The sequence below is a fragment of the Nonomuraea spiralis genome, from assembly GCF_014648435.1.
Classification (GTDB): domain Bacteria; phylum Actinomycetota; class Actinomycetes; order Streptosporangiales; family Streptosporangiaceae; genus Nonomuraea; species Nonomuraea spiralis.
The window spans coordinates 26,421-44,509 of sequence record NZ_BMRC01000022.1; the positions used below are offsets into that span (position 1 = coordinate 26,421).

Consider the following 18,089-nt stretch of genomic DNA (forward strand, 5'->3'; position numbering starts at 1 on the left):
CGCCTCAGCCGCCTCAGCCGCGCAGGAGCGCTCGCGCGACGCCGCGGACCGAGGATCTGAGCCGGTCCGCCCCGCCCTCGGACATCACGTGCCGGGCGAGGTCGGCGTCGTAGGAGGCGAGGAGGGTGTGGGCGGCGAACCCCGCGTCGAGCTCAGGAGCCGCCGCCGCGATCAGCGCCGTCACGTGGGCGTGCCAGCGCAGATAGGTGGGGTCGCGGTACTTGTCCGCCGCGCAGGCCCGTTCGTGCGCGGCGAACAGCGCCAGGTTGCGTTCGGCCAGCCCGGCCAGCTCATCCAGGAAGGCGAGCAGCCGTTCCTCCGGCGGCGTCCCCGGGCCGAGCGGCGAGCCGGGCGACTCGATGGCCTCGGCCAGGGCGGCCGCCCGTTCGGCCAGCAACTCCTGGAACAGGCCGGTCCTGCTGCCGAAGCGCCGGAACAGCGTGCCCTTGCCCACCCCCGCCGCCGTGGCCACCCGGTCGAGCGAGATGTGCTCGGCGCCGTGGGCGGCCAGCAGCTCTTCGGTGGCCCGCAGGATCGCCTCGCGGTTACGGGTCGCGTCTGATCGCATCCGGACCTCTCCCTTGCAAACGGACTGTCGGTCCTCATAGTATCCCGGCAGCGAAGCGGACCATCGGTCCGCCTGTCGGCGAGAGGAGCCGTGGTCGTATGCGCGCACTGGTGGTCGGTCCGGGGGCGGAAGGGCGGTTCGCCGACGTGCCCGAACCGGCGCCCGGTCCCGGGCAGGCGCTGGTCGAGGTGCACCGGACGTCGATCAACTTCAGCGAGTTGCGGCACATGGGCCGCCTGCCGGAGGGCACCGTGCTCGGCTACGACGCCGCCGGGGTGGTGCTCCGGGCCGCCGCGGACGGCACGGGCCCGGCCGAGGGCACGCGGGTGGCGGCGTTCGGGGCGGGGGCCTGGGCGGAGCGGGCGGCGTTCGACACCGGCTCGATCGCCGCGGTGCCCGACGGGGTGGATCTGGCGGTGGCCGCGGCCCTGCCGATGTCCGGCCTGACGGCCCTGCGCTCGCTGCGCGCGGCGGGCGCCTCGCCGGGCTCGCGCGTGCTCGTCACGGGCGCGTCGGGCTCGGTCGGGCGGCTCGCCGTACAGCTCGCCCGCCTGGCCGGGGCCCACGTCATCGCATCGGTCAACACCCCCGAACGCGCCCGCACCCTACCCCCCTCCGTCACCGCGCCCCCGGCGGAGATCGCCGTGGGGCTGGACGGGGTCGCGCCCGTGGAGGTCGTCGTCGGACTGGACGGGGTCGCGCCCGTGGAGGTCGTCGTCGGACTGGACGGGGTCGCGCCCGTGGAGGTCGTCGTCGGGCTGGACGGGGTCGCGCCTGTGGATGTCGTGATCGAGGTGGTCGGCGGGGAGACGCTGGTGGCGGCGTGGGGCCTGCTGAAGCCGGGCGGGAACCTGCAGAGCGTCGGCTGGGCCTCCGGACGGCCTGCCGTCTTCCCACCCGGCTCGACCTTCTCCCTCGGCCCCGCCCGATCCCTGAACTCCTTCGGCGACGTCACCTCCCCCGGCCCCGACCTGACCTTCCTGTTCGACCTCGTGGCCGCCGGCAGGCTGTCGGTCGAGATCGGCCGCCGCGAGTCGTGGGAACGCCTGAAGCAGGCCGCCGCGGCCCAGCTCGACCGCACGATCACCGGGAAGATCGTGCTGGACATCGCCCCTGCGGACCACGTCCCTTCCTGACCGCACCGAAACTCACCTGTAACACCTTGTCCCCCGGGGAGAAATGGTCTAGACGTAGACCAAATAGAGCGTCCTCCGCGCCCCCCAGGGAGACCTCAATGTCCATCGAAGAGGATTCCAGGCGACTCGCCGAGCTCGGCTACAAGCAGGAGCTGGCCCGGACCTGGAGCGGCTTCTCCAACTTCGCGATCTCCTTCTCCATCATCTCGATCCTCGCCGGCTGCTTCACGACCTTCGGACAGGCGTGGAACAACGGCGGCCCCATCGCCATCTCGTGGGGCTGGCCACTGATCTCGCTGTTCATCCTGATCATCGGTTTCTGCATGTCGGAGCTGGTCTCGGCGTTCCCGACGGCGGGCGGCATCTATTGGTGGGCCGCCACCATGGGCAAGCCGATCCACGGCTGGTTCACCGGCTGGCTCAACCTGATCGGCCTCATCGCGGTCACCGCGTCGGTCGACTACGGCTGCGCCACGTTCCTCAACATCACGATCAGCCGCCTGACCGCCGGCGCCTGGGAGGGCACGCTCCCCCAGGCGTTCCTGCTGTTCGTGATCATCCTCATCCTGCACGCGCTCATCAACATCTTCAGCCACCGGCTCATCTCGCTGCTGCAGAACATCAGCGTGTGGTGGCACGTGGCGGGCGCCGTCGTCATCGTCGCCATCCTGGTCTTCGCGCCGTCCGAGCACCAGTCGCTCGGCTTCGTGTTCGGCGGCACGCTGAACAACTCCGGCTTCGGCGACGGCGACGGCGGCCTGCCCTTCTGGCTGTACGTGCTCCCGCTCGGCTTCCTGCTCACCCAGTACACGATCACCGGGTTCGACGCCTGCGCCCACGTGTCGGAGGAGACGCAGGGCGCGGCCAGGACCGCCGCCCGCGGCCTGTGGCAGTCGATCTTCTACTCGGCGATCGGCGGCTGGATCCTGCTGCTGTCGTTCCTGTTCGCCGCGACGAACGTGGACGAGATCAACAAGCAGTCCGGCTTCGTCGGCGCGATCTTCGAGACCGCGCTCTCCTCCCCGCTGGCCACGGCGATCTTCGCGATCTCCACGATCGGCCAGTTCTTCTGCGGGATGAGCTGCGTGACCTCGATGTCGCGCATGACGTACGCGTTCTCGCGCGACGGCGCGGTGCCCGGATGGCGGCTGTGGTCGAAGGTAGACCGCAACCGCACCCCGGTCAACGCCATCCTGGCCGGCTGCCTCATCGCCGCCCTGATCACCCTCCCCGCCCTGTACGCCCCCGCGGGCTCGACCACGCCGGTCGCCTTCTACGCCGTCGTGTCGATCGCGGTCATCGGCCTCTACCTGGCGTTCCTCATCCCGATCTGGCTGCGCCTGCGCATGGGCGACGCCTTCAAGCCCGGCCCGTGGACGCTGGGCCGCAAGTACCGCGTGCTGGGCTGGATCGCCTGCGTCGAGATCGTCATCGTGTCGGTCTACTTCATCATGCCGTTCTCGCCCGCGGGCGTGCCCGGCAACAAGGACTTCACCTGGACCTCGGTCAACTACGCGCCGATCGCCGTCGGGGTCGTGCTGATCGGCATCTGGTTGTGGTGGGCCCTGTCGGCCAAGCGCTGGTTCACCGGACCGCGCCGCACCATCGACGACGTCCCGGCCGCCTGACGCCTCGCCGGGTACGGCTCCCCCGGGGCCGTACCCGGCCGGTCAGTCCTTCACGACGGCGTCACGCGACAGGCCCGGCGCCTTGGCGATCTCCCGATGCTCCAGGCCCTCCCAGACGGCCAGAGCTCGGCGCGCACGCCCCATGTACGGACAGCGCCCATCATCACGCCCCATTTCCGGACATCGTTTGACGAAGGAGGCTAAAGGCTTTAGCTTTGTGGCTACAGAGCTTAGCTGAGGAGATGGGCATGACCGAGCTTCTGACGATCGGCGACGGGCAGATCGCGTACGACGTGACCGGCGAAGGGCCGCTGGTGGTGCTGGTGCCCGGCATGGGCAACGACCGGCGGGCGTACCGGTTCCTGGCGCCCGAGCTGGTCGCGGCCGGTTTCCGGGTGGCGGCCATGGACCTGCGCGGGCACGGCGAGTCCAGCCGCGACTGGCCCTCCTACACCCGCGCAGACGTGGCCGGCGACATTCTCGCGCTGGTCCGCCACCTGGGCGGCCCCGCCGCGATCGTGGGCCACTCGTTCGCGGGCGGCGCCGCCACGATCGCCGCGGCACAGGCCCCCGAGCTGGTCAGCGCGCTGGTGGAGCTCGGGCCCTTCACCCGGGCGCAGAAGATCGACGGCGGCGCGCTGCTGCGCCAGGGCCACCACCGCAAGGGCGCCCTCCTGCTGCTCGGCAGCGCGATCACGCGCAGCGTCGGGCTGTGGAGGAAATACCTCGACCACGCCTACCCGGGCACCAGGCCCGCCGACTACGGCGACTACATGACCGCGCTCGAAGCCGATCTGCGCAGGCCGGGCCGGATGGCCGTGGTCGCCAAGATGGGCCAGTCCGCCCCGACCGACGCCGGCGCCGAGCTCCCCCGCCTCCGGACCGACGCCCTCGTGATCATGGGCACGCTCGACCCCGACTGGGCCGACCCGCGCGCCGAGGCGGACGGCATCGTGGCCGAGATGCCCGCCGGGCGCGGCACCGTCGTCATGATCGACGGCGCCGGCCACTACCCGCACGCCCAGTTCCCGTCGCAGGTGGCCGCCGCGGTGGTGCCGTTCATCAAGGAGCGCGTGCGTGGCTAGGGCGGCGCTGTCACAGGAGACGGTCGTCGACCTGGCGGTGGCCCTGGTGGACGAGAGCGGCCCCGAGGCCCTGACGCTGTCGGCCGTGGCCGCCCGCGCCGGGGTCGCGACGCCGTCGCTGTACAAGCACGTACGCAACCTGGCCGAGCTGCGCGAGCTGCTGTCGGTGCGGATCATCGACGAGATCTCCGACGAGCTGGGCCCGGCGGTGCTGGGCCGCTCGGGCGAGGAGGCCGTCGGCGCGTTCATGGACGCCTGGCGCGCCTACGTCACCCGCCACCCCAACCGCTACGCGGTGGTCATCCAGCAGCCCCACCCCAGCATGCGGACGGCGGGCGAGCGCCTGATGGGCATCATGCTCGCGACGCTGCGCGGCTACGGGCTCGCCGACTCCGACGCGATCCACACGGCCCGCTGCATGCGCGCGGCGGCGCACGGGTTCGCGGTGCTGGAGGCGTCGGGCGCGTTCGGCCTGCCGGAACGGCTCGACGAGAGCTACGACCTGCTCAAGCACATGATCGTGGCCGGGCTGACGGCCCCCCGCTGACGGCTCAGGACGCCTCGAACGCGGCGGCCACGACGGACCGCACGTCGTCCATGGTGATCGAGCCCAGCTCGCGCTTGAGCGAGGTCATGTCCACCTCGGGCATGCCGCAGGCCACCGCCCAGTCCCACGGCGTGAGGTCGCCGTCGACGTTGAGCGCGAACCCGTGGCTGGTGACGCCCCTGCTCTGCCGCATGCCGATCGAGATGATCTTGCGGCTCGTCCCGGACGTCCACACGCCGGTCAGCAGCTCCGAGCCCGGCGGGGTGTCGCGCCGCTCGGCGGGCAGGCCGAGCTTGCCCAGCGCCTCGACCAGGCGCAGCTCCACCTCGCGCACGTAGTCGACGATGCCCTGGTCCTCGGTGAGCTTGACGATGAGATAGCCGACGAGCTGCCCGGGGCCGTGGTAGGTGAGCTGCCCGCCGCGCCCGGTCTCCAGCACGGGGATGCCGCGCGAGGGGTCGGGCAGGTGCTCGGGAGCCGTACGCCGGCCGACGGTGTAGACGGACGGGTGGCTGAGCAGCCAGAGCGTGTCGGGTCGTTCGTCTCGCTGGCGCTGCCCGACGAGGTCGGTCATGCGCTCCATCGCCGAGTCGTAGTCGACGAGATCGTCCTGGATGAGTGTCAGCGGCCTTGCCCTCATTCTTCGAGGATAAGACGCATCCCGGACACCAGCGCACGCAGCCCGAACTCGAAGTCGCCGTCGGGGTCCTCCTCCGGCCGCACGTCGAGCGGCACGGCGGCGCCGCGCTCGTCCACGGCCGAGCCGAGCGCGAACCTGCCGACCGCGATCAGCGCCCTGATCGCCTGCTCCCCGGTGAAGCCCGCCTCGACCAGCGGCCTGATGAGTGCGGGGATCTCCGCCACCCGTCCCGGTGTGGGCCGGGACCCGGCGTGTACGAGCGCCCCGTCCCGGTACGACAGAAGTGTGCGGCGGATCACCCGCCCGCGGGCCATGAGCCAGTTGTCCCATTCCTGGCCCGGCTCGGGCACGTCGAGAAGGTCCAGCGTGCCGGCGAGCATCTCCTCGGCCATCTCGTCGAGGAGCTCCTGCTTGTTCTTGAAGTGCCAGTAGAGGGCCGGCTGCTTCACGCCCAGCTCGTCGGCCAGCCTGCGGGTGGTCAGCCCGTCGATGCCCACCTCGTTGAGCAGCCGCAGGGCCGCGCGGACCACCGTCCTCCGTTCCACGCTTGACAACTTATCAAAGATAAGGCTTTATCGGTGATAAGCACTTATCGTTGATAAGGAGGCACGGATGGACGTCGTCATCGCCGGGGCCGGTCCCGTCGGGCTGATGCTGGCCTGCGAGCTGCGCCTGCGCGGCGTGCGCACGCTGGTGCTCGACCGGGTCGCCGCCCCGACCGGGCTGTCCAGGGCGCTCAACCTGCACCCGCGCTCGGTCGACACCTTCGCCATGCGCGGGCTGCTCGACCGGCTCGGGGACGCGCCCCAACTGGAGTTGCAGCACTTCGCGGGCATGCGGGTGCTCGACCTGACGGCCACGCGCACCCCGCACCCGTACGGGCTGCTGGTCCCGCAGTCGCGGGTGGAGGAGATCCTGGAGGCACGGGCGCTGGAACTGGGCGCGGAGATCGTCCGAGGGCGGGCGGTGACCGGCCTGACGCAGGACGGGACGGGCGTGACGGTCGAGACCGGCGACGGCACGGCGTACCGGGCGGGCTGGCTCGTCGGCTGCGACGGCGGCCGCAGCACGGTGCGCAAACTGGCCGGGATCGCCTTCCCCGGCACCTCCGCCACGCTCGCCGCCTACGTCGCGGACGTCACGGTCGCCGGCGGCACGCCGACCGGCTGGCTACGCACCGCCCACGGCCTGTTCCAATGGCCGTTCGTCCGGCCCGACGGCTCGACCAGGATCCTGACCGTCGACCACGGCCGGGTGCACGAGGACAAGGACGCGCCCGTGACGATCGAGGAGTTCGCGGCCAGCGTGCGCCGGCACCTCGGGGACGCCGCACCCGAGATCACCGGGGCGACCTGGTTGTCCCGCTTCTCCGACGCCGCCAGGCAGGCCGAGTGCTACCGGTCCGGCCGGGTGTTCCTGGCCGGCGACGCGGCGCACGTGCACATGCCGTTCGGCGGCCAGGGGATGAACACGGGCCTCCAGGACGCGGTCAACCTGGGCTGGAAACTGGCCCTGGCGGTACGCGGGACGGCCCCCGCCGGGCTGCTCGACAGCTACCACGCCGAACGCCACCCGGTCGGCGCCGCCGTCCTGGCGAACACGTTGCAGCAGGTCGAACTGGCCGCGCCGGACGCCGGGACGACCCGGCTGCGCGACCTGTTCACCCAGCTCATGACCGTGCCGGAGGCCAACAGGCTGCTGGCCGAGGACGTGAGCGCGGTGTCGGTGCGCTACGCGCCCGGCCCGAACCCGCTCGTCGGCGCCTTCATGCCCGAGGGCCTGCGGCTGGACGACGGGCGCGGGCTGCTCGTCACCCCCGACCCGGCCCTGCTCGCCGCCGGGACGGGCTGGGCCGATCGGGTGGACGTCGTACGCGGGGACCGCGGGCTGCTGGTACGGCCCGACGGTTACGTGGCCTGGGCCGAACCCTGTGCGGAGCCTGCCGAGGCGGCGCTCACGCGGTGGTTCGGCGAGCCTGCGGGCACGTCAGTGGGCGCTGTATCCCCTCGGCTCCTCCGGGATGAGGATCCACATGGCGACGTAGACCACCCAGAGCGGGCCCGGGATGAGCGACAGCAGCAGCCAGAGGATCCGGACGAGGGTGGGGGGCAGGCCCATCTTGTCGGCGAGCCCGCCGCAGACGCCGGCCAGAATCCTGTGCTCCCTTGAGCGGTACATGCTGTTCCTCCGTGTCGTGATGACCTACCGGTAAAACGGACAGCAGCGCCGCCGATATCCCGCTAGGGACCCTGAGAAAACCCTGTAAGGGTCAGCCATTCATGTGCCATGCCCAGATGTTCCCTGGTCAGTCCATGTCTGGGATCGACGTGGACCAGCAGGAAATCCCGCAGACCCTGACTCACCCTGAGGTACTCCTCGTCCTCCGCCCACACCTGGTCGTCGAACCACACGAACGGCCGACGCCCGGCGTAGGCGGCCACGTGCGGCGTCTTGAACATCTCGCCGTGCTCGCTGCGCGGCCGGCCGGGGCCCATGGTGATGACCGGGAGCGCGGGCAGGCCGATCCTGGGGGCTATCCACTCGTTGGCGTGGTGCTCCCAGGTGGTGGCCCAGACCAGTTCGGAGCCGGTGGACAGGGCCAGGTCGAGGAGCCTGCGGCCGTGGCGGGGGTTGAGGTGCACGGTGTAGACCTCGGTGCCGATCGTGCACCGGTAACGCCGGTAGTCGATCGTGGGGCGGCCCATGGGGTTGAGCACGCCGTCCACGTCGAGCAGCAGGAGCGGCTTCATCGTGCCGCTCCTGCCCGGTGTTCCTGGGGGCTGACGCCGCGTACCCGCTTGAAGGCCGCGCTGAGGGCGAACGGGCTGCCGTAACCGACCTTCCTGGCCACCGAGCCGATCGTGGCGTCGGGCTCGCGCAGCAGGTCGGCGGCCAGCGCGAGGCGCCAGTCGGTGAGGAAGGACATCGGCGGCTCCCCGACCAGGTCGGTGAACCGCCTGGCCAGCGCCGCCCTGGACACCCCCACCTCGGCGGCGAGCGCGGCGACCGTCCATGGGTGGGCGGGGTTGTTGTGCAACATGCGCATCGCCCTGCCCACGACCGGGTCGCCCATCGCGCGGTACCAGGCGGGCGCCTCGTGCGTGGCGAACCACGACCGCAGCACCGCGATCAGCAGCAGGTCGAGCAACCGGTCGAGCACCGCGGACTGACCCGGGTCGTCCTTGACGATCTCGGCGCCGAGCAGCGAGATGATCGGCCCGCCGGGCTGCACGAGCAGCGCGGGCAGCGCGTCGAGCAGCCGCCTGCTGACCTCGCCCTCCATCGTGTACGTCCCGGTGATCAGCACGGTGGCGCCCTCGGCGTCGTTGCCCCAGGTGCGCACGCCGAGGTCCATCGACTGGTAGATCGACTCGCCGTCGAGGGTGGTGCAGCGCTGGCCGGGGTGGATGACGATCTGCGGCGCGGTGGCGGGTTCGTCGGCCACCACGTACGGCTCCGGCCCCCGCAGGATCGCCACCTGCCCGGGACCCAGGCTCTGCGGGTCACCCTTGTCCGGCAGCACCCAGGCCGCTCCGGACACCAGAGCCACGAGCGTGAGCGGCGCCTCGTCCTGGATGCGCATCGACCACGGCGGGTCGAGGATGGACCGGAGCAGGAAGGCGCTCCGCGCTCTCGGTCCGTCGAGCAATGCCGCGAGCTGATCCATGGGCTAGACGATCGCATATGGGAACGCGCTTCTCAACCATGGAGAGTCTTATGGGTATGAGGGCTTACTGGATGCATGACGATTTTGGTTCTGGGCGGGACCGGCAAGACCGGCCGCCGCATCGCTGACCGGCTCACCTCTCTCGGCCTCCCCGTGCGGATCGGCTCCCGCTCGGCCACCCCGTCCTTCGACTGGGCGGATCGCGCCACCTGGCCGGCCGCGCTCGACGGCGTCGAGGCCGTGTACGTGTCCTACTACCCCGACCTGGCGCTGCCCGGCGCGTACGAGGACGTCCGGGAGTTCACCCGGCTCGCCGTGGAGGCCGGGGTGCGGCGGCTGGTGTTGCTGTCGGGGCGCGGTGAGCCGGGCGCCGAGGCGAGCGAGCGGACCGTACGGGAGTCGGGCGCCGAGTGGACGATCGTGCGCTGCGGCTGGTTCATGCAGAACTTCAGCGAAGGCTTCCTTCTCGACCAGGTTCTGGACGGCGTGCTGGCGATCCCGGTGGCCGACGTGGCCGAGCCGTTCGTGGACGCCGATGACATCGCCGACGTGGCCGTGGCCGCGCTCACCCAGGACGGGCACGCGGGCCGCCTGTACGAGCTGACCGGCCCGAGGCTGCTGACGTTCGCCGACGCGGCGGCCGAGCTGTCGCGGGCCACGGGCCGCACGATCACCTCGGTCCAGGTCACCCCGGAGGAGTACGTGGCCGCGGCGGTCGAGGTGGGCGTGCCGAAGGAGGAGGCCGAGGGGCTGACCGGGCTGTTCACCGAGGTCCTCGACGGCCGCAACGCCCATCTGGAGGACGGCGTGCGCCAGGCGCTCGGCCGCCCGGCCCGCGACTTCACCGACTACGCCAGGGCCAACGCGCCGGTCTGGGCCCGGAGCTGAAGAGGCGACGGCACCGGGCCGGGCAGCGGCCGCGCGCGAACGCACCGGGTGGGCAACTGCGCGGCCCCCGTTTCCGCTAACCTCACCCTGGTCACTCTTGTAACCGGAAGGTGTAGTCGTGATCGGCTGGCTCGAAGCGGTGGTGCTGGGGCTCGTCCAGGGGCTCACGGAGTTCCTGCCGATCTCCTCCAGCGCCCACATCCGTGTGGTCTCGGCCTTCTTCGGCTGGCAGGACCCGGGGGCGGCCTTCACGGCGGTCATCCAGCTCGGCACGGAGACCGCGGTGATCATCTACTTCCGCAAGGAGCTGTGGGAGATCATCTCCACCTGGGTCCGCTCGTTGTGGGACAAGGAGCTGCGCGGCCACTGGGCGGCCCGCATGGGCTGGTACGTCATCGTCGGCTCGCTCCCGATCGGCGTGCTCGGCCTGGTGTTCAAGGACCAGATCGAGACCGTCTTCCGCGACCTGCGACTGGTCGGCACGACGCTGATCGTCTTCGGCTGCATCCTGTGGTTCGCCGACCGCACCGCGCGCAACAAGCTCACGCTGGAGAAGCACCTCAGCTTCACCCACGCCATCGTCTACGGCTTCGCGCAGGCGCTGGCCCTGATCCCCGGCGTCTCCCGCTCGGGCGGCACGATCACGGCGGGCCTCCTGCTCGACTACCGCCGCGAGGACGCCGCCAAATACTCGTTCCTGCTGGCCATCCCCGCCGTCCTGGCCTCCGGCGTGTTCGAGCTGAAGGACATCGGCGAGGGCCAGGCCCCCGCCTGGGGGCCCACCATCCTGGCCACGGTGATCTCGTTCGCCGTGGGTTACGCGGCGGTGGCCTGGTTCCTCAAGTACATCAGCACCCACCGCTTCACCGGGTTCGTGATCTACCGCATCATCCTGGGGTTCTTCGTCATCCTCGCGGTCACCCTGGGCTGGATCCCGGCCCTAGGCTGACACGGCCGTGCGGTCGGGGGCGGGCGTGGGGTAGTAGGCGGCCCACGCCTCGTCGCCCATCCGCAGGACCTTCACGCCGGTCCAGCCGAGGCCGGCGACGGGCAGGGCCCAGAACAGCACGGTCAGGGGGCCGTACTCGATGGGGAAGGAGACGACGTACCCGACGAAGACGAGCAGCGGCACCCACCAGCCGACGAAACCGGCCCGCCACACGGCCGTGACCAGCAGCGGCAGGCCGAACAGGCCGAAGAACATCCACGGCACCTGGAAGCCGAAGATCACGCCGGGCAGGTTCAGCATCTCGTCGAGGATCTTCTGCGCCTGGTCCGGCGGGTTGTGCCGGCCCAGCCACCACTCGACCGGGTCCATCATCAGCAGCGCGGACATCGAGAGGTAGCCGATGGCCGTCGCGGCGCCCGTGATGTGGCCGAACACCGTGGCCTTGCGCCGGGTGAGGTGCACCAGGCCGATGGCCGCCAGGCCCATGAGCAGCCAGCTCCAGTGGTAGAGCGCGGACTCGGTCTGGGCGAGGGCGGGGTTGTCGCCGTAGCTGACCGCCTCCCGCGAGTCGCCCCAGGTGCCGGGGTCGAGGACGACGGCAATGGCCTGGAGGAGCGGGGCCACGATGAGCAATGTGCCCGCCGCGACGCGGCGGAAGGTCACCTGATTCCTGAACATGCCGGCGACGGTACGTTCCGCCGCCGCCGGCCGTCGTCCGCCTGCGGAGCGACCGCAGGTCACCTCCGAGGAGGAGAAGATCAGGCCGCCACCGGCGTGCGCGGTACGGCGGGGGCCGCCTGCGCCCGGCGTCCCGGCAGGGCGAGCAGGACCAGGCCGAGCAGCGCCCACAGGGCCAGCACGCCGAGCGGCGTCCACAGGGCGGCGCCGCCGAAGAACACCGTGTTGCGCACCGCCTCGGCGGCCGGGCCGACGGGCAGGATCCGGCCGACGGCGGCGTACCACTCGGGGATGTAACGGGCGCCCAGCGGCCCGCCGCCGGCCGGGAGCCCGATCGGGATGAACAGCAGCGCCGCCACCCCCACGCCCGGCGTGCCGACGACCTTGACCAGGCCCGCCACGACCAGGCCGACGGCGAGCGAGATGCCCGCCGAGACCGCCACCAGCGGCCCGAAGCTCCCCGGCAGCGCGCCGAACACGACGTCGGCCAGCCACGCGTTCGCCGTGCCCGCCACCAGCGAGCCGGCCGCGAGGACGCCGATCCGTCCCGCCGCGCCCAGGCCGGGCGCGGCCCGGGTGAGCAGCACGGGCAGCGCGATCCCCGGCAGGACCACGCTGAGCACGTAGAACATGCCGGCGATGCCGCCGGCGTCGCCGGGCGGAAGCGGTACGGCGTCCTCCACCCGCAACGTGCGGCCCTGCGCCTGCGCGGCCCCCTGGAAGGCCGCGGTGATCACCGTGGCACCGGTACGGCCGCCCGCGCTCGCCACCACCAGCGTGCCCTCCTGAGGGACGAGCACGGCGTCGACCTGCCTGTCCAGCAGCGCGGCCCGCGCCTCCCCCGCCGTGGCGTACCCGCTCAGCGCGAACGCCCCCGCCCTGCGCCGGTCGACGCCGTTCTGGAGCTGCCTGACCTGTTCGGCGGGCGCGACGACGGCGACGGGCACGCCGTGCGGCTCGGGAGCGTGGAAGGCCCCGAGGAACGATCCGGCGAAGAGCATCCCCAGCAGGGCGACCCCGACGACGAGTCCAATGATCCTGCCCATTTTTCACCACCTGATGACTTCATCGATGTTGAATTCCAAGGTAGATGAATTCCACGTGGTTGAATAGCCCCATGGCCGAGGAACGCGGAAGACGACCGGGAAACCCGCAGACCAGGGACGAGATCCTGGAGGCGGCGATGCGGTCGTTCGCCGCCCACGGCTACGGCGGCACCACGATCAGGGCCGTGGCGCGGGCCGCGGGCGTCGATCCGGCCCTCGTGATGCACTTCTTCGGCAACAAGGACGGCCTGTTCGAGGCCGCGATCAAGGCCGGCATGCCGGTCGCGCTGATGGTCGGCGCCCTCGACGGCGACGAGTCGGGCCTCGGCGAGCGGCTGGTGACCCGCTACCTGGAGTTGTGGGAGGACCCGGCGCACGGCCCCCGCCTCGCGGCCGTGCTGCACGCGGCCGCCGCCACCCCGGCGACGGCCGCGCTGCTGAAGGAGCTGATGAGCCGCGAGCTGCTGGCCCCGGTAGCCCGCCGGCTGTCCGGCGACCATCCCGAGGTCCGGGCGCTGCTGGCCGCCTCGCAGCTCATCGGCCTGGCCATGATGCGCTACCTGCTCAAGGTCGAGCCGCTGGCCTCGCTGCCCGCCCGCCAGGTGGCGGCCGCGGCGGCGCCCAACGTCCAGCGCTATTTGACCGGCGCGCTCTCCCTGGACGAGACCGCCGCCGCCCGCGGATAGGTGACCAGGGTGAACAACAACGCCAGCGCGCCGACCCCGGTGGCCAGCACGACCACCCCGGTCCGGCCGTACCCGTCCAGTGCCAGGCCGCCCGCGACCCCGGCCGCGAACAGGCCGATGTACTGGGCCGACGACAGCAGGCCGAGGCCGATCGGCACGTTGTCCGGCACCGCGGCGACCGTCCTGAACTGCTGAGCCGGCGCGACCAGCCAGCCGAGCGCGCCCCACAGGAACGCCCAGACCAGGGCGATCGGCAGGGCCAGGTTCGCGACGGGGATGAGGGCGATGAACACCGTGGCGGCGCCCAGGCCGACCAGGACCATGGCGCGCGGCCCGTACGAGTCGGTCAGGCGCCCGCCGAGCTGGTTGCCCACGATGCCGCCGACCCCCCACGCCCACAACACGGCCGGCAGCGGCAGGTCGAACAGCGACCCGATGTAGGTGTAGGCGGTGAACCCGGCCCCGAACATGAGGAACTGCGTGCCCAGCACCACCAGCACCCGCCGGTCGGCCAGCGGCGCGAACCGCTCACCGAGCCGTCCCGACACGGCGATCTTGACGTCGGGCACGAGCGCCGCCACCCCGGCGAACCCGATCACGCCGAGCCCGACCACCAGCCACAACGTCGCCCGCCATCCCGAGGCCGAGCCCAGCCAGGTCCCCAGCGGCACACCGACGGCCGAGGCGACGGTCAGCCCGCCCATCACCAGCGCCAGCGCCCGCCCGCGCCGGTCCGGCGTGGTCAGCGCGTTGGCCACACCGGAAGCGGTCGGCGTGAACATCGCCGCGCCGGCCGCCGCGATCACCCGGGTGACCATGACCAGCGTGTACGTCGGAGCCAGCGCGGTCAGGACGTTGCCCGCGACGAACACGGCCAGCGCGATCAGCAACACCCGCTTGCGCGACAGTCGCGCGGTGAACGCGGCCAGCAAGGGCGACAACACCGCGTACGCCAGCGCGAACACGGTCATGAGCTGCCCGGCCGCCGACGTGGAGATCTTGAGGTCCGCGGAGATGGGGGTGAGCAGCCCCGCGGTGACGAACATGCCCGTACCGACAGCGAAATTTCCGGCGGCGAGGGGATAAAGCCGGGAACTCATGAAACCTCCACACAGTTGGACGCACGTCAAACTGTCATCATGGTTGGATAGTTGTCAAACAATAGGAGGGAGGTAGGGTGCCACCATGCGCCTGCTACCGCACCCCTCGAAGGAGGACATCCAGCTCACCGAGGTTCTCCGCGCCCTCTCCGACCCCGTCCGGCTGGAGATCGTGATCCGCCTGGCCACCCTCGGCGAGATGACGTGCAGCGCCGCCGGCGACCACCTCGGCGTCCACAAGTCGACGGCCTCCCACCACTACCGCGCGCTGCGGCAGGCAGGCGTGATCGTCTCCAAGCAGGAGGGCAGGCTCAAGTTCATCAGCCTGCGCCGCCACGACCTCGACGAACGTTTCCCCGGTCTGCTCGACTCGGTGTTGTCGGCCTCGCATGTCACGACCTGACCGGCTCCCCATCCACGACGCGCTCCCCGAGCTGCTCGCCACACTCGACCGGCACCGTACGGCGGTGCTGACCGCGCCGCCCGGCACGGGCAAGACCACGGTCGTGCCCCTGGCGCTGGCCGAGGCCGGGCTGCGGGTGCTGGTCGCCGAACCGCGGCGGCTGGCCGTACGCGCGGCGGCCCGGCGCATGGGCGTCAGCTACACGATCCGCGGCGAGCGGCACACCGGCGCGAACCCCATGGTCGAGGTCGTCACCACCGGCGTGCTGCTCCAGCGGCTCCAGCGCGACCAGGAGCTCGCCGGGGTGGACGCGGTCATGCTCGACGAGTGCCACGAACGCCACCTCGACGCCGACACCGCCCTCGCGTTCCTGCTCGACGTACGCGACACGCTCCGGCCCGACCTGCGCCTGCTGGCCACCTCGGCCACCGCCGACGCGACCCCGTGGTCCATGCTGCTCGGCGGGCCGGTGGTGGCGGCCTCCGGGTCCGTCCATCCGGTGGAGACCGTGTGGGCGCCGCCGGAGCGCCCGGTCGCGCCGCCGCACGGCCTGCGCGTCGATCCCGCGCTGCTGTCCCACGTGGCCTCGGTCGTACGGCGTGCCTACGCCGAGCGCGACGGCGACGTCCTGTGTTTCCTGCCCGGCGTGGGCGAGATCGCCCGGGTCGCCGGGATGCTGGGCGACCTCGACGTGCTCCAGGTGCACGGCCAGGCGCCCGCCCGCGTGCAGGACGCCGTCCTGTCGCCCGGTACGGCCCGCCGGGTGGTGCTGGCCACGTCGGTGGCCGAGTCGAGCCTGACGGTGCCGGGCGTCCGCGTGGTGGTGGACTCCGGGCTGGCCCGCGAGCCCCGTACCGACCATGCCCGGGGGCTCGGCTCGCTCACCACGGTCAGGGTCTCGAAGGCGTCCGCCGACCAGCGGGCCGGCCGCGCCGGGCGGGAGGCCGAGGGGGCGGTCTACCGCTGCTGGTCGGCCGCCGAGCACGAGCGGCTGGCCGACCACGCGCGGCCGGAGATCGCGCTGGCCGACCTGACCGGGTTCGCCCTCCAGGCGGCCTGCTGGGGCGACGCGGACGCCGTCGGCCTCGCCCTCCTCGACCCGCCGCCGCCCGCCGCGATGACGGCCGCACTCCGCACCCTGGAGGTCCTGGGAGCGCTGGAGTCCGGGCGGGTGACCGCGCGCGGGCGGCGGATGGCGCTCGCGGGCGTGCATCCCCGTCTGGCCAGGGCCCTGCTCGACCTCGGGCCGCGGGCGGCGGAGGTGGTGGCGCTGCTGTCGGAGCAACTGCCCAGGGACGCGGGGGACGACCTGGCCGAGGTCTGGCGCGCGGCCCGGAGGGGCGGCACGGGTTTCGCCGCCCGCTGGCGCCAGGAGACCGCCCGCCTGACCCGCGTCACCGATCGCCGTCCTCCGGACGACCGGCGCGAGGTGAGCGACGACGTGCTGGCCGGAATGGCAGTGGCGCTGGCGTTCCCCGAGCGGGTGGCACGGCGGCGCGGCGGCGGTTACCTCATGGCCTCGGGCACGCAGGCCCAGCTCGCCGAGGGCTCCGGCCTGGCCACCGCGCCTTGGCTGGCGATCGCGGTCGCCGACAGGCCCACCGGCTCGGCCTCGGCCCGCGTACGCCAGGCCGTCGTGATCGACGAGGAGATCGCCCGGCTGGCCCTGCCCGCCGTGGTCGAGGAGGAGGTCACCTGGCGGGTCCCGCCGGGCGAGCGGCGCGGCGACGTGTCGGCCCGCGTGGTCGAACGCCTGGGCGCGATCGAGCTGTCCGCCACCCCGCTCAAGGACGCCGACGTACGCCCCGCCATCCTGCACGGCCTGCGCACCGAAGACCTCCTGACCTGGACGCGGCAGGCCAAGGAGCTGAAGGACCGCCTGACCTTCGCCCACCGCGCGGCCGGCCCCCCGTGGCCCGCCACCGACGACCTGATCGCCCTGGCCGACCAGTGGCTGGAGCCGGAGCTGTCCAGGGCCCGCCGCCGCTCCGACGTCGAGCGGATCGACGTGGCCGCCGCCCTGCGCCGCCTGATCCCGTGGAGCGAACGCCTGGAGAACGTGGCCCCCGAACGTGTCGAGGTCCCCAGCGGCTCGCAGATCAGGATCGACTACTCGGGCGAGCAGCCGGTGCTGGCGGTGAAGCTCCAGGAGTTGTTCGGCTGGGACGAGGCCCCGCGCATCGCCGGCGTCCCGCTGCTGGTCCACCTGCTCTCGCCCGCGGGGCGTCCGGTGGCGGTGACCGCCGATCTGGCCTCGTTCTGGCGTGACGGCTACCGGTCCGTACGGGCCGAGATGAGGGGCCGCTACCCTAAACACCCATGGCCGGAGGACCCGCTCACCGCGCCGCCCACCCGCCGCGCCAACCGGAGCCGACCATGATCGACGAAGCCGTCCGCAACAACGCCGCCTGGTGCGAGTCGATGTGCCGGGCGCACGGCCGCCCCGGCGTCTTCGGCCCACTCGCCTGGACGAACCCGGCCAGAACCCCTCTGTTCTATCCCGACGCCGTCACGCTCTCCCCCGAGGCCGGGGCGGCCGACGTGCTCGGCGGCATCGACGCGTCCTCGGGCGCCTCGGTCAAGGACAGCTTCGCCACGCTCGACCTGCCGGGCTTCGACGTGCTGTTCTCGGCCGAGTGGATCCACCGTCCCGCGCCGGAGGCGCCGCGCGGCCCCCTCCTGGCCGCCACCGGCGACCCGATCGCGTGGGAGGTGGCCGCCGACGCGGGCGCGCTGCGCGAGTGGGCGGACGCCTGCTTCTCCGGCGGCGCGCCGGACCTGTTCCCGCCCGCGCTGCTCGACGACCCCGACGTACGGGTGTTGTGCGGCCGGATCGGGGGCGACGTCGTCTGCGGCGCCGTGCTCAACGCGAGCGGCACGGTGACGGGCGTCTCGAACGTCTTCGCCTCCGGCTGCGACCTGGCCGCCGCCTGGGCGGGCACGGTGGCGACGGCGGCCGAGTTGTTCCCCGGCCGCCCGCTGGTCGGCTACGAGAGCGACCCCTCCGACGCCCTCGCCCACGGCTTCACCACGCTCGGCCCTCTCCGCGTCTGGCTCAAGCCCTGACG

General features: G+C 72.3%; 19 protein-coding genes and 1 pseudogene. 11 read left to right on the forward strand and 9 right to left on the reverse strand.

Translation table 11 applies throughout. The annotated features are described in order from the left end of the window. Positions 1 to 13: 13 nt before the first annotated feature. A complete protein-coding gene (locus IEZ27_RS38460) occupies positions 14 to 568 on the reverse strand; it encodes a TetR/AcrR family transcriptional regulator (protein ID WP_189651780.1) in 555 nt (184 codons plus the stop codon). 98 nt (positions 569 to 666) lie between these two features. On the opposite strand from IEZ27_RS38460, the gene IEZ27_RS38465 reads away from it, so the two are divergent. From IEZ27_RS38465 to IEZ27_RS38480, 4 genes are all read left to right on the forward strand, one after another. Beyond that, the gene (locus IEZ27_RS38465) at positions 667 to 1,704 is read left to right on the forward strand and encodes a zinc-binding dehydrogenase (RefSeq protein ID WP_189651781.1); all 1,038 of its coding nucleotides are present in this window, start codon (positions 667 to 669) and stop codon (positions 1,702 to 1,704) included. 98 nt (positions 1,705 to 1,802) lie between these two features. Then, on the forward strand, positions 1,803 to 3,332 hold the full coding sequence (locus IEZ27_RS38470; protein ID WP_189651782.1) for an amino acid permease: 1,530 nt from the start codon (positions 1,803 to 1,805) through the stop codon (positions 3,330 to 3,332). Between the two features lie 248 nt (positions 3,333 to 3,580). Beyond that, positions 3,581 to 4,417, forward strand: coding sequence for an alpha/beta fold hydrolase (locus IEZ27_RS38475; protein ID WP_189651783.1), 837 nt, complete (start codon positions 3,581 to 3,583; stop codon positions 4,415 to 4,417). After that, positions 4,410 to 4,964: a TetR/AcrR family transcriptional regulator gene (locus IEZ27_RS38480; RefSeq protein ID WP_125643408.1), complete on the forward strand. Its 555-nt coding sequence runs from the start codon at positions 4,410 to 4,412 to the stop codon at positions 4,962 to 4,964. The genes IEZ27_RS38475 and IEZ27_RS38480 overlap by 8 nt, the downstream gene beginning before the upstream one ends. A gap of 4 nt (positions 4,965 to 4,968) precedes the next feature. Here the strand turns inward: IEZ27_RS38480 and lipB are convergent, their stop codons facing one another. Beyond that, positions 4,969 to 5,604 carry a lipoyl(octanoyl) transferase LipB gene (gene lipB / locus IEZ27_RS38485; protein WP_189651784.1) on the reverse strand — a complete coding sequence of 212 codons (636 nt, stop codon included), beginning with the start codon at positions 5,602 to 5,604 and terminating at the stop codon, positions 4,969 to 4,971. Then, positions 5,601 to 6,149: a TetR family transcriptional regulator gene (locus tag IEZ27_RS38490; protein ID WP_189651785.1), complete on the reverse strand. Its 549-nt coding sequence runs from the start codon at positions 6,147 to 6,149 to the stop codon at positions 5,601 to 5,603. The genes lipB and IEZ27_RS38490 overlap by 4 nt, the downstream gene beginning before the upstream one ends. Before the next feature lie 67 nt (positions 6,150 to 6,216). On the opposite strand from IEZ27_RS38490, the pseudogene IEZ27_RS54395 reads away from it, so the two are divergent. Continuing rightward, positions 6,217 to 7,569 (forward strand): annotated as a pseudogene (locus IEZ27_RS54395) (FAD-dependent monooxygenase); the annotation flags it as partial. Positions 7,570 to 7,590: 21 nt separating this feature from the next. Here the strand turns inward: IEZ27_RS54395 and IEZ27_RS38500 are convergent. From IEZ27_RS38500 to IEZ27_RS38510, 3 genes are all read right to left on the reverse strand, one after another. After that, positions 7,591 to 7,782, reverse strand: a complete 192-nt coding sequence (locus tag IEZ27_RS38500) for a PspC domain-containing protein (protein WP_125643413.1) — start codon at positions 7,780 to 7,782, stop codon at positions 7,591 to 7,593. A gap of 62 nt (positions 7,783 to 7,844) precedes the next feature. After that, on the reverse strand, positions 7,845 to 8,354 hold the full coding sequence (locus tag IEZ27_RS38505) for an HAD domain-containing protein (protein ID WP_189651786.1): 510 nt from the start codon (positions 8,352 to 8,354) through the stop codon (positions 7,845 to 7,847). Further along, positions 8,351 to 9,271, reverse strand: a complete 921-nt coding sequence (locus IEZ27_RS38510; RefSeq protein ID WP_189651787.1) for an AraC family transcriptional regulator — start codon at positions 9,269 to 9,271, stop codon at positions 8,351 to 8,353. Before IEZ27_RS38510 ends, IEZ27_RS38505 begins: the two co-directional genes overlap by 4 nt. Before the next feature lie 75 nt (positions 9,272 to 9,346). On the opposite strand from IEZ27_RS38510, the gene IEZ27_RS38515 reads away from it, so the two are divergent. Then, the gene (locus IEZ27_RS38515) at positions 9,347 to 10,159 is read left to right on the forward strand and encodes an NmrA family NAD(P)-binding protein (protein WP_189651788.1); all 813 of its coding nucleotides are present in this window, start codon (positions 9,347 to 9,349) and stop codon (positions 10,157 to 10,159) included. Between the two features lie 118 nt (positions 10,160 to 10,277). Further along, on the forward strand, positions 10,278 to 11,108 hold the full coding sequence (locus tag IEZ27_RS38520) for an undecaprenyl-diphosphate phosphatase (protein ID WP_125643422.1): 831 nt from the start codon (positions 10,278 to 10,280) through the stop codon (positions 11,106 to 11,108). Here the strand turns inward: IEZ27_RS38520 and IEZ27_RS38525 are convergent. Both IEZ27_RS38525 and IEZ27_RS38530 read right to left on the reverse strand, forming a co-directional pair. Continuing rightward, a complete protein-coding gene (locus IEZ27_RS38525) occupies positions 11,100 to 11,786 on the reverse strand; it encodes a hypothetical protein (RefSeq protein ID WP_189651789.1) in 687 nt (228 codons plus the stop codon). The two genes, IEZ27_RS38520 and IEZ27_RS38525, sit on opposite strands and share 9 nt — an antisense overlap. A gap of 80 nt (positions 11,787 to 11,866) precedes the next feature. Then, positions 11,867 to 12,832 carry a GumC domain-containing protein gene (locus IEZ27_RS38530; RefSeq protein WP_189651790.1) on the reverse strand — a complete coding sequence of 322 codons (966 nt, stop codon included), beginning with the start codon at positions 12,830 to 12,832 and terminating at the stop codon, positions 11,867 to 11,869. 71 nt (positions 12,833 to 12,903) lie between these two features. On the opposite strand from IEZ27_RS38530, the gene IEZ27_RS38535 reads away from it, so the two are divergent. Further along, positions 12,904 to 13,518 carry a TetR/AcrR family transcriptional regulator gene (locus IEZ27_RS38535; protein ID WP_189651791.1) on the forward strand — a complete coding sequence of 205 codons (615 nt, stop codon included), beginning with the start codon at positions 12,904 to 12,906 and terminating at the stop codon, positions 13,516 to 13,518. Here IEZ27_RS38535 and IEZ27_RS38540 read toward each other — a convergent pair. Further along, positions 13,467 to 14,618 (reverse strand): MFS transporter, encoded by a 1,152-nt coding sequence (locus tag IEZ27_RS38540; protein WP_189651792.1) that lies wholly within the window; start codon positions 14,616 to 14,618, stop codon positions 13,467 to 13,469. The two genes, IEZ27_RS38535 and IEZ27_RS38540, sit on opposite strands and share 52 nt — an antisense overlap. Before the next feature lie 85 nt (positions 14,619 to 14,703). On the opposite strand from IEZ27_RS38540, the gene IEZ27_RS38545 reads away from it, so the two are divergent. The 3 genes from IEZ27_RS38545 to IEZ27_RS38555 are packed head-to-tail and all read left to right on the forward strand — an operon-like array spanning position 14,704 to position 18,087. After that, the gene (locus tag IEZ27_RS38545) at positions 14,704 to 15,021 is read left to right on the forward strand and encodes an ArsR/SmtB family transcription factor (RefSeq protein WP_125643432.1); all 318 of its coding nucleotides are present in this window, start codon (positions 14,704 to 14,706) and stop codon (positions 15,019 to 15,021) included. Continuing rightward, complete coding sequence (gene hrpB / locus IEZ27_RS38550) at positions 15,008 to 17,401, forward strand: ATP-dependent helicase HrpB (RefSeq protein WP_189651793.1); 2,394 nt, start codon at positions 15,008 to 15,010, stop codon at positions 17,399 to 17,401. Before IEZ27_RS38545 ends, hrpB begins: the two co-directional genes overlap by 14 nt. Next, positions 17,398 to 18,087: a hypothetical protein gene (locus IEZ27_RS38555; protein ID WP_189651794.1), complete on the forward strand. Its 690-nt coding sequence runs from the start codon at positions 17,398 to 17,400 to the stop codon at positions 18,085 to 18,087. Before hrpB ends, IEZ27_RS38555 begins: the two co-directional genes overlap by 4 nt. Positions 18,088 to 18,089 lie beyond the last annotated feature (2 nt).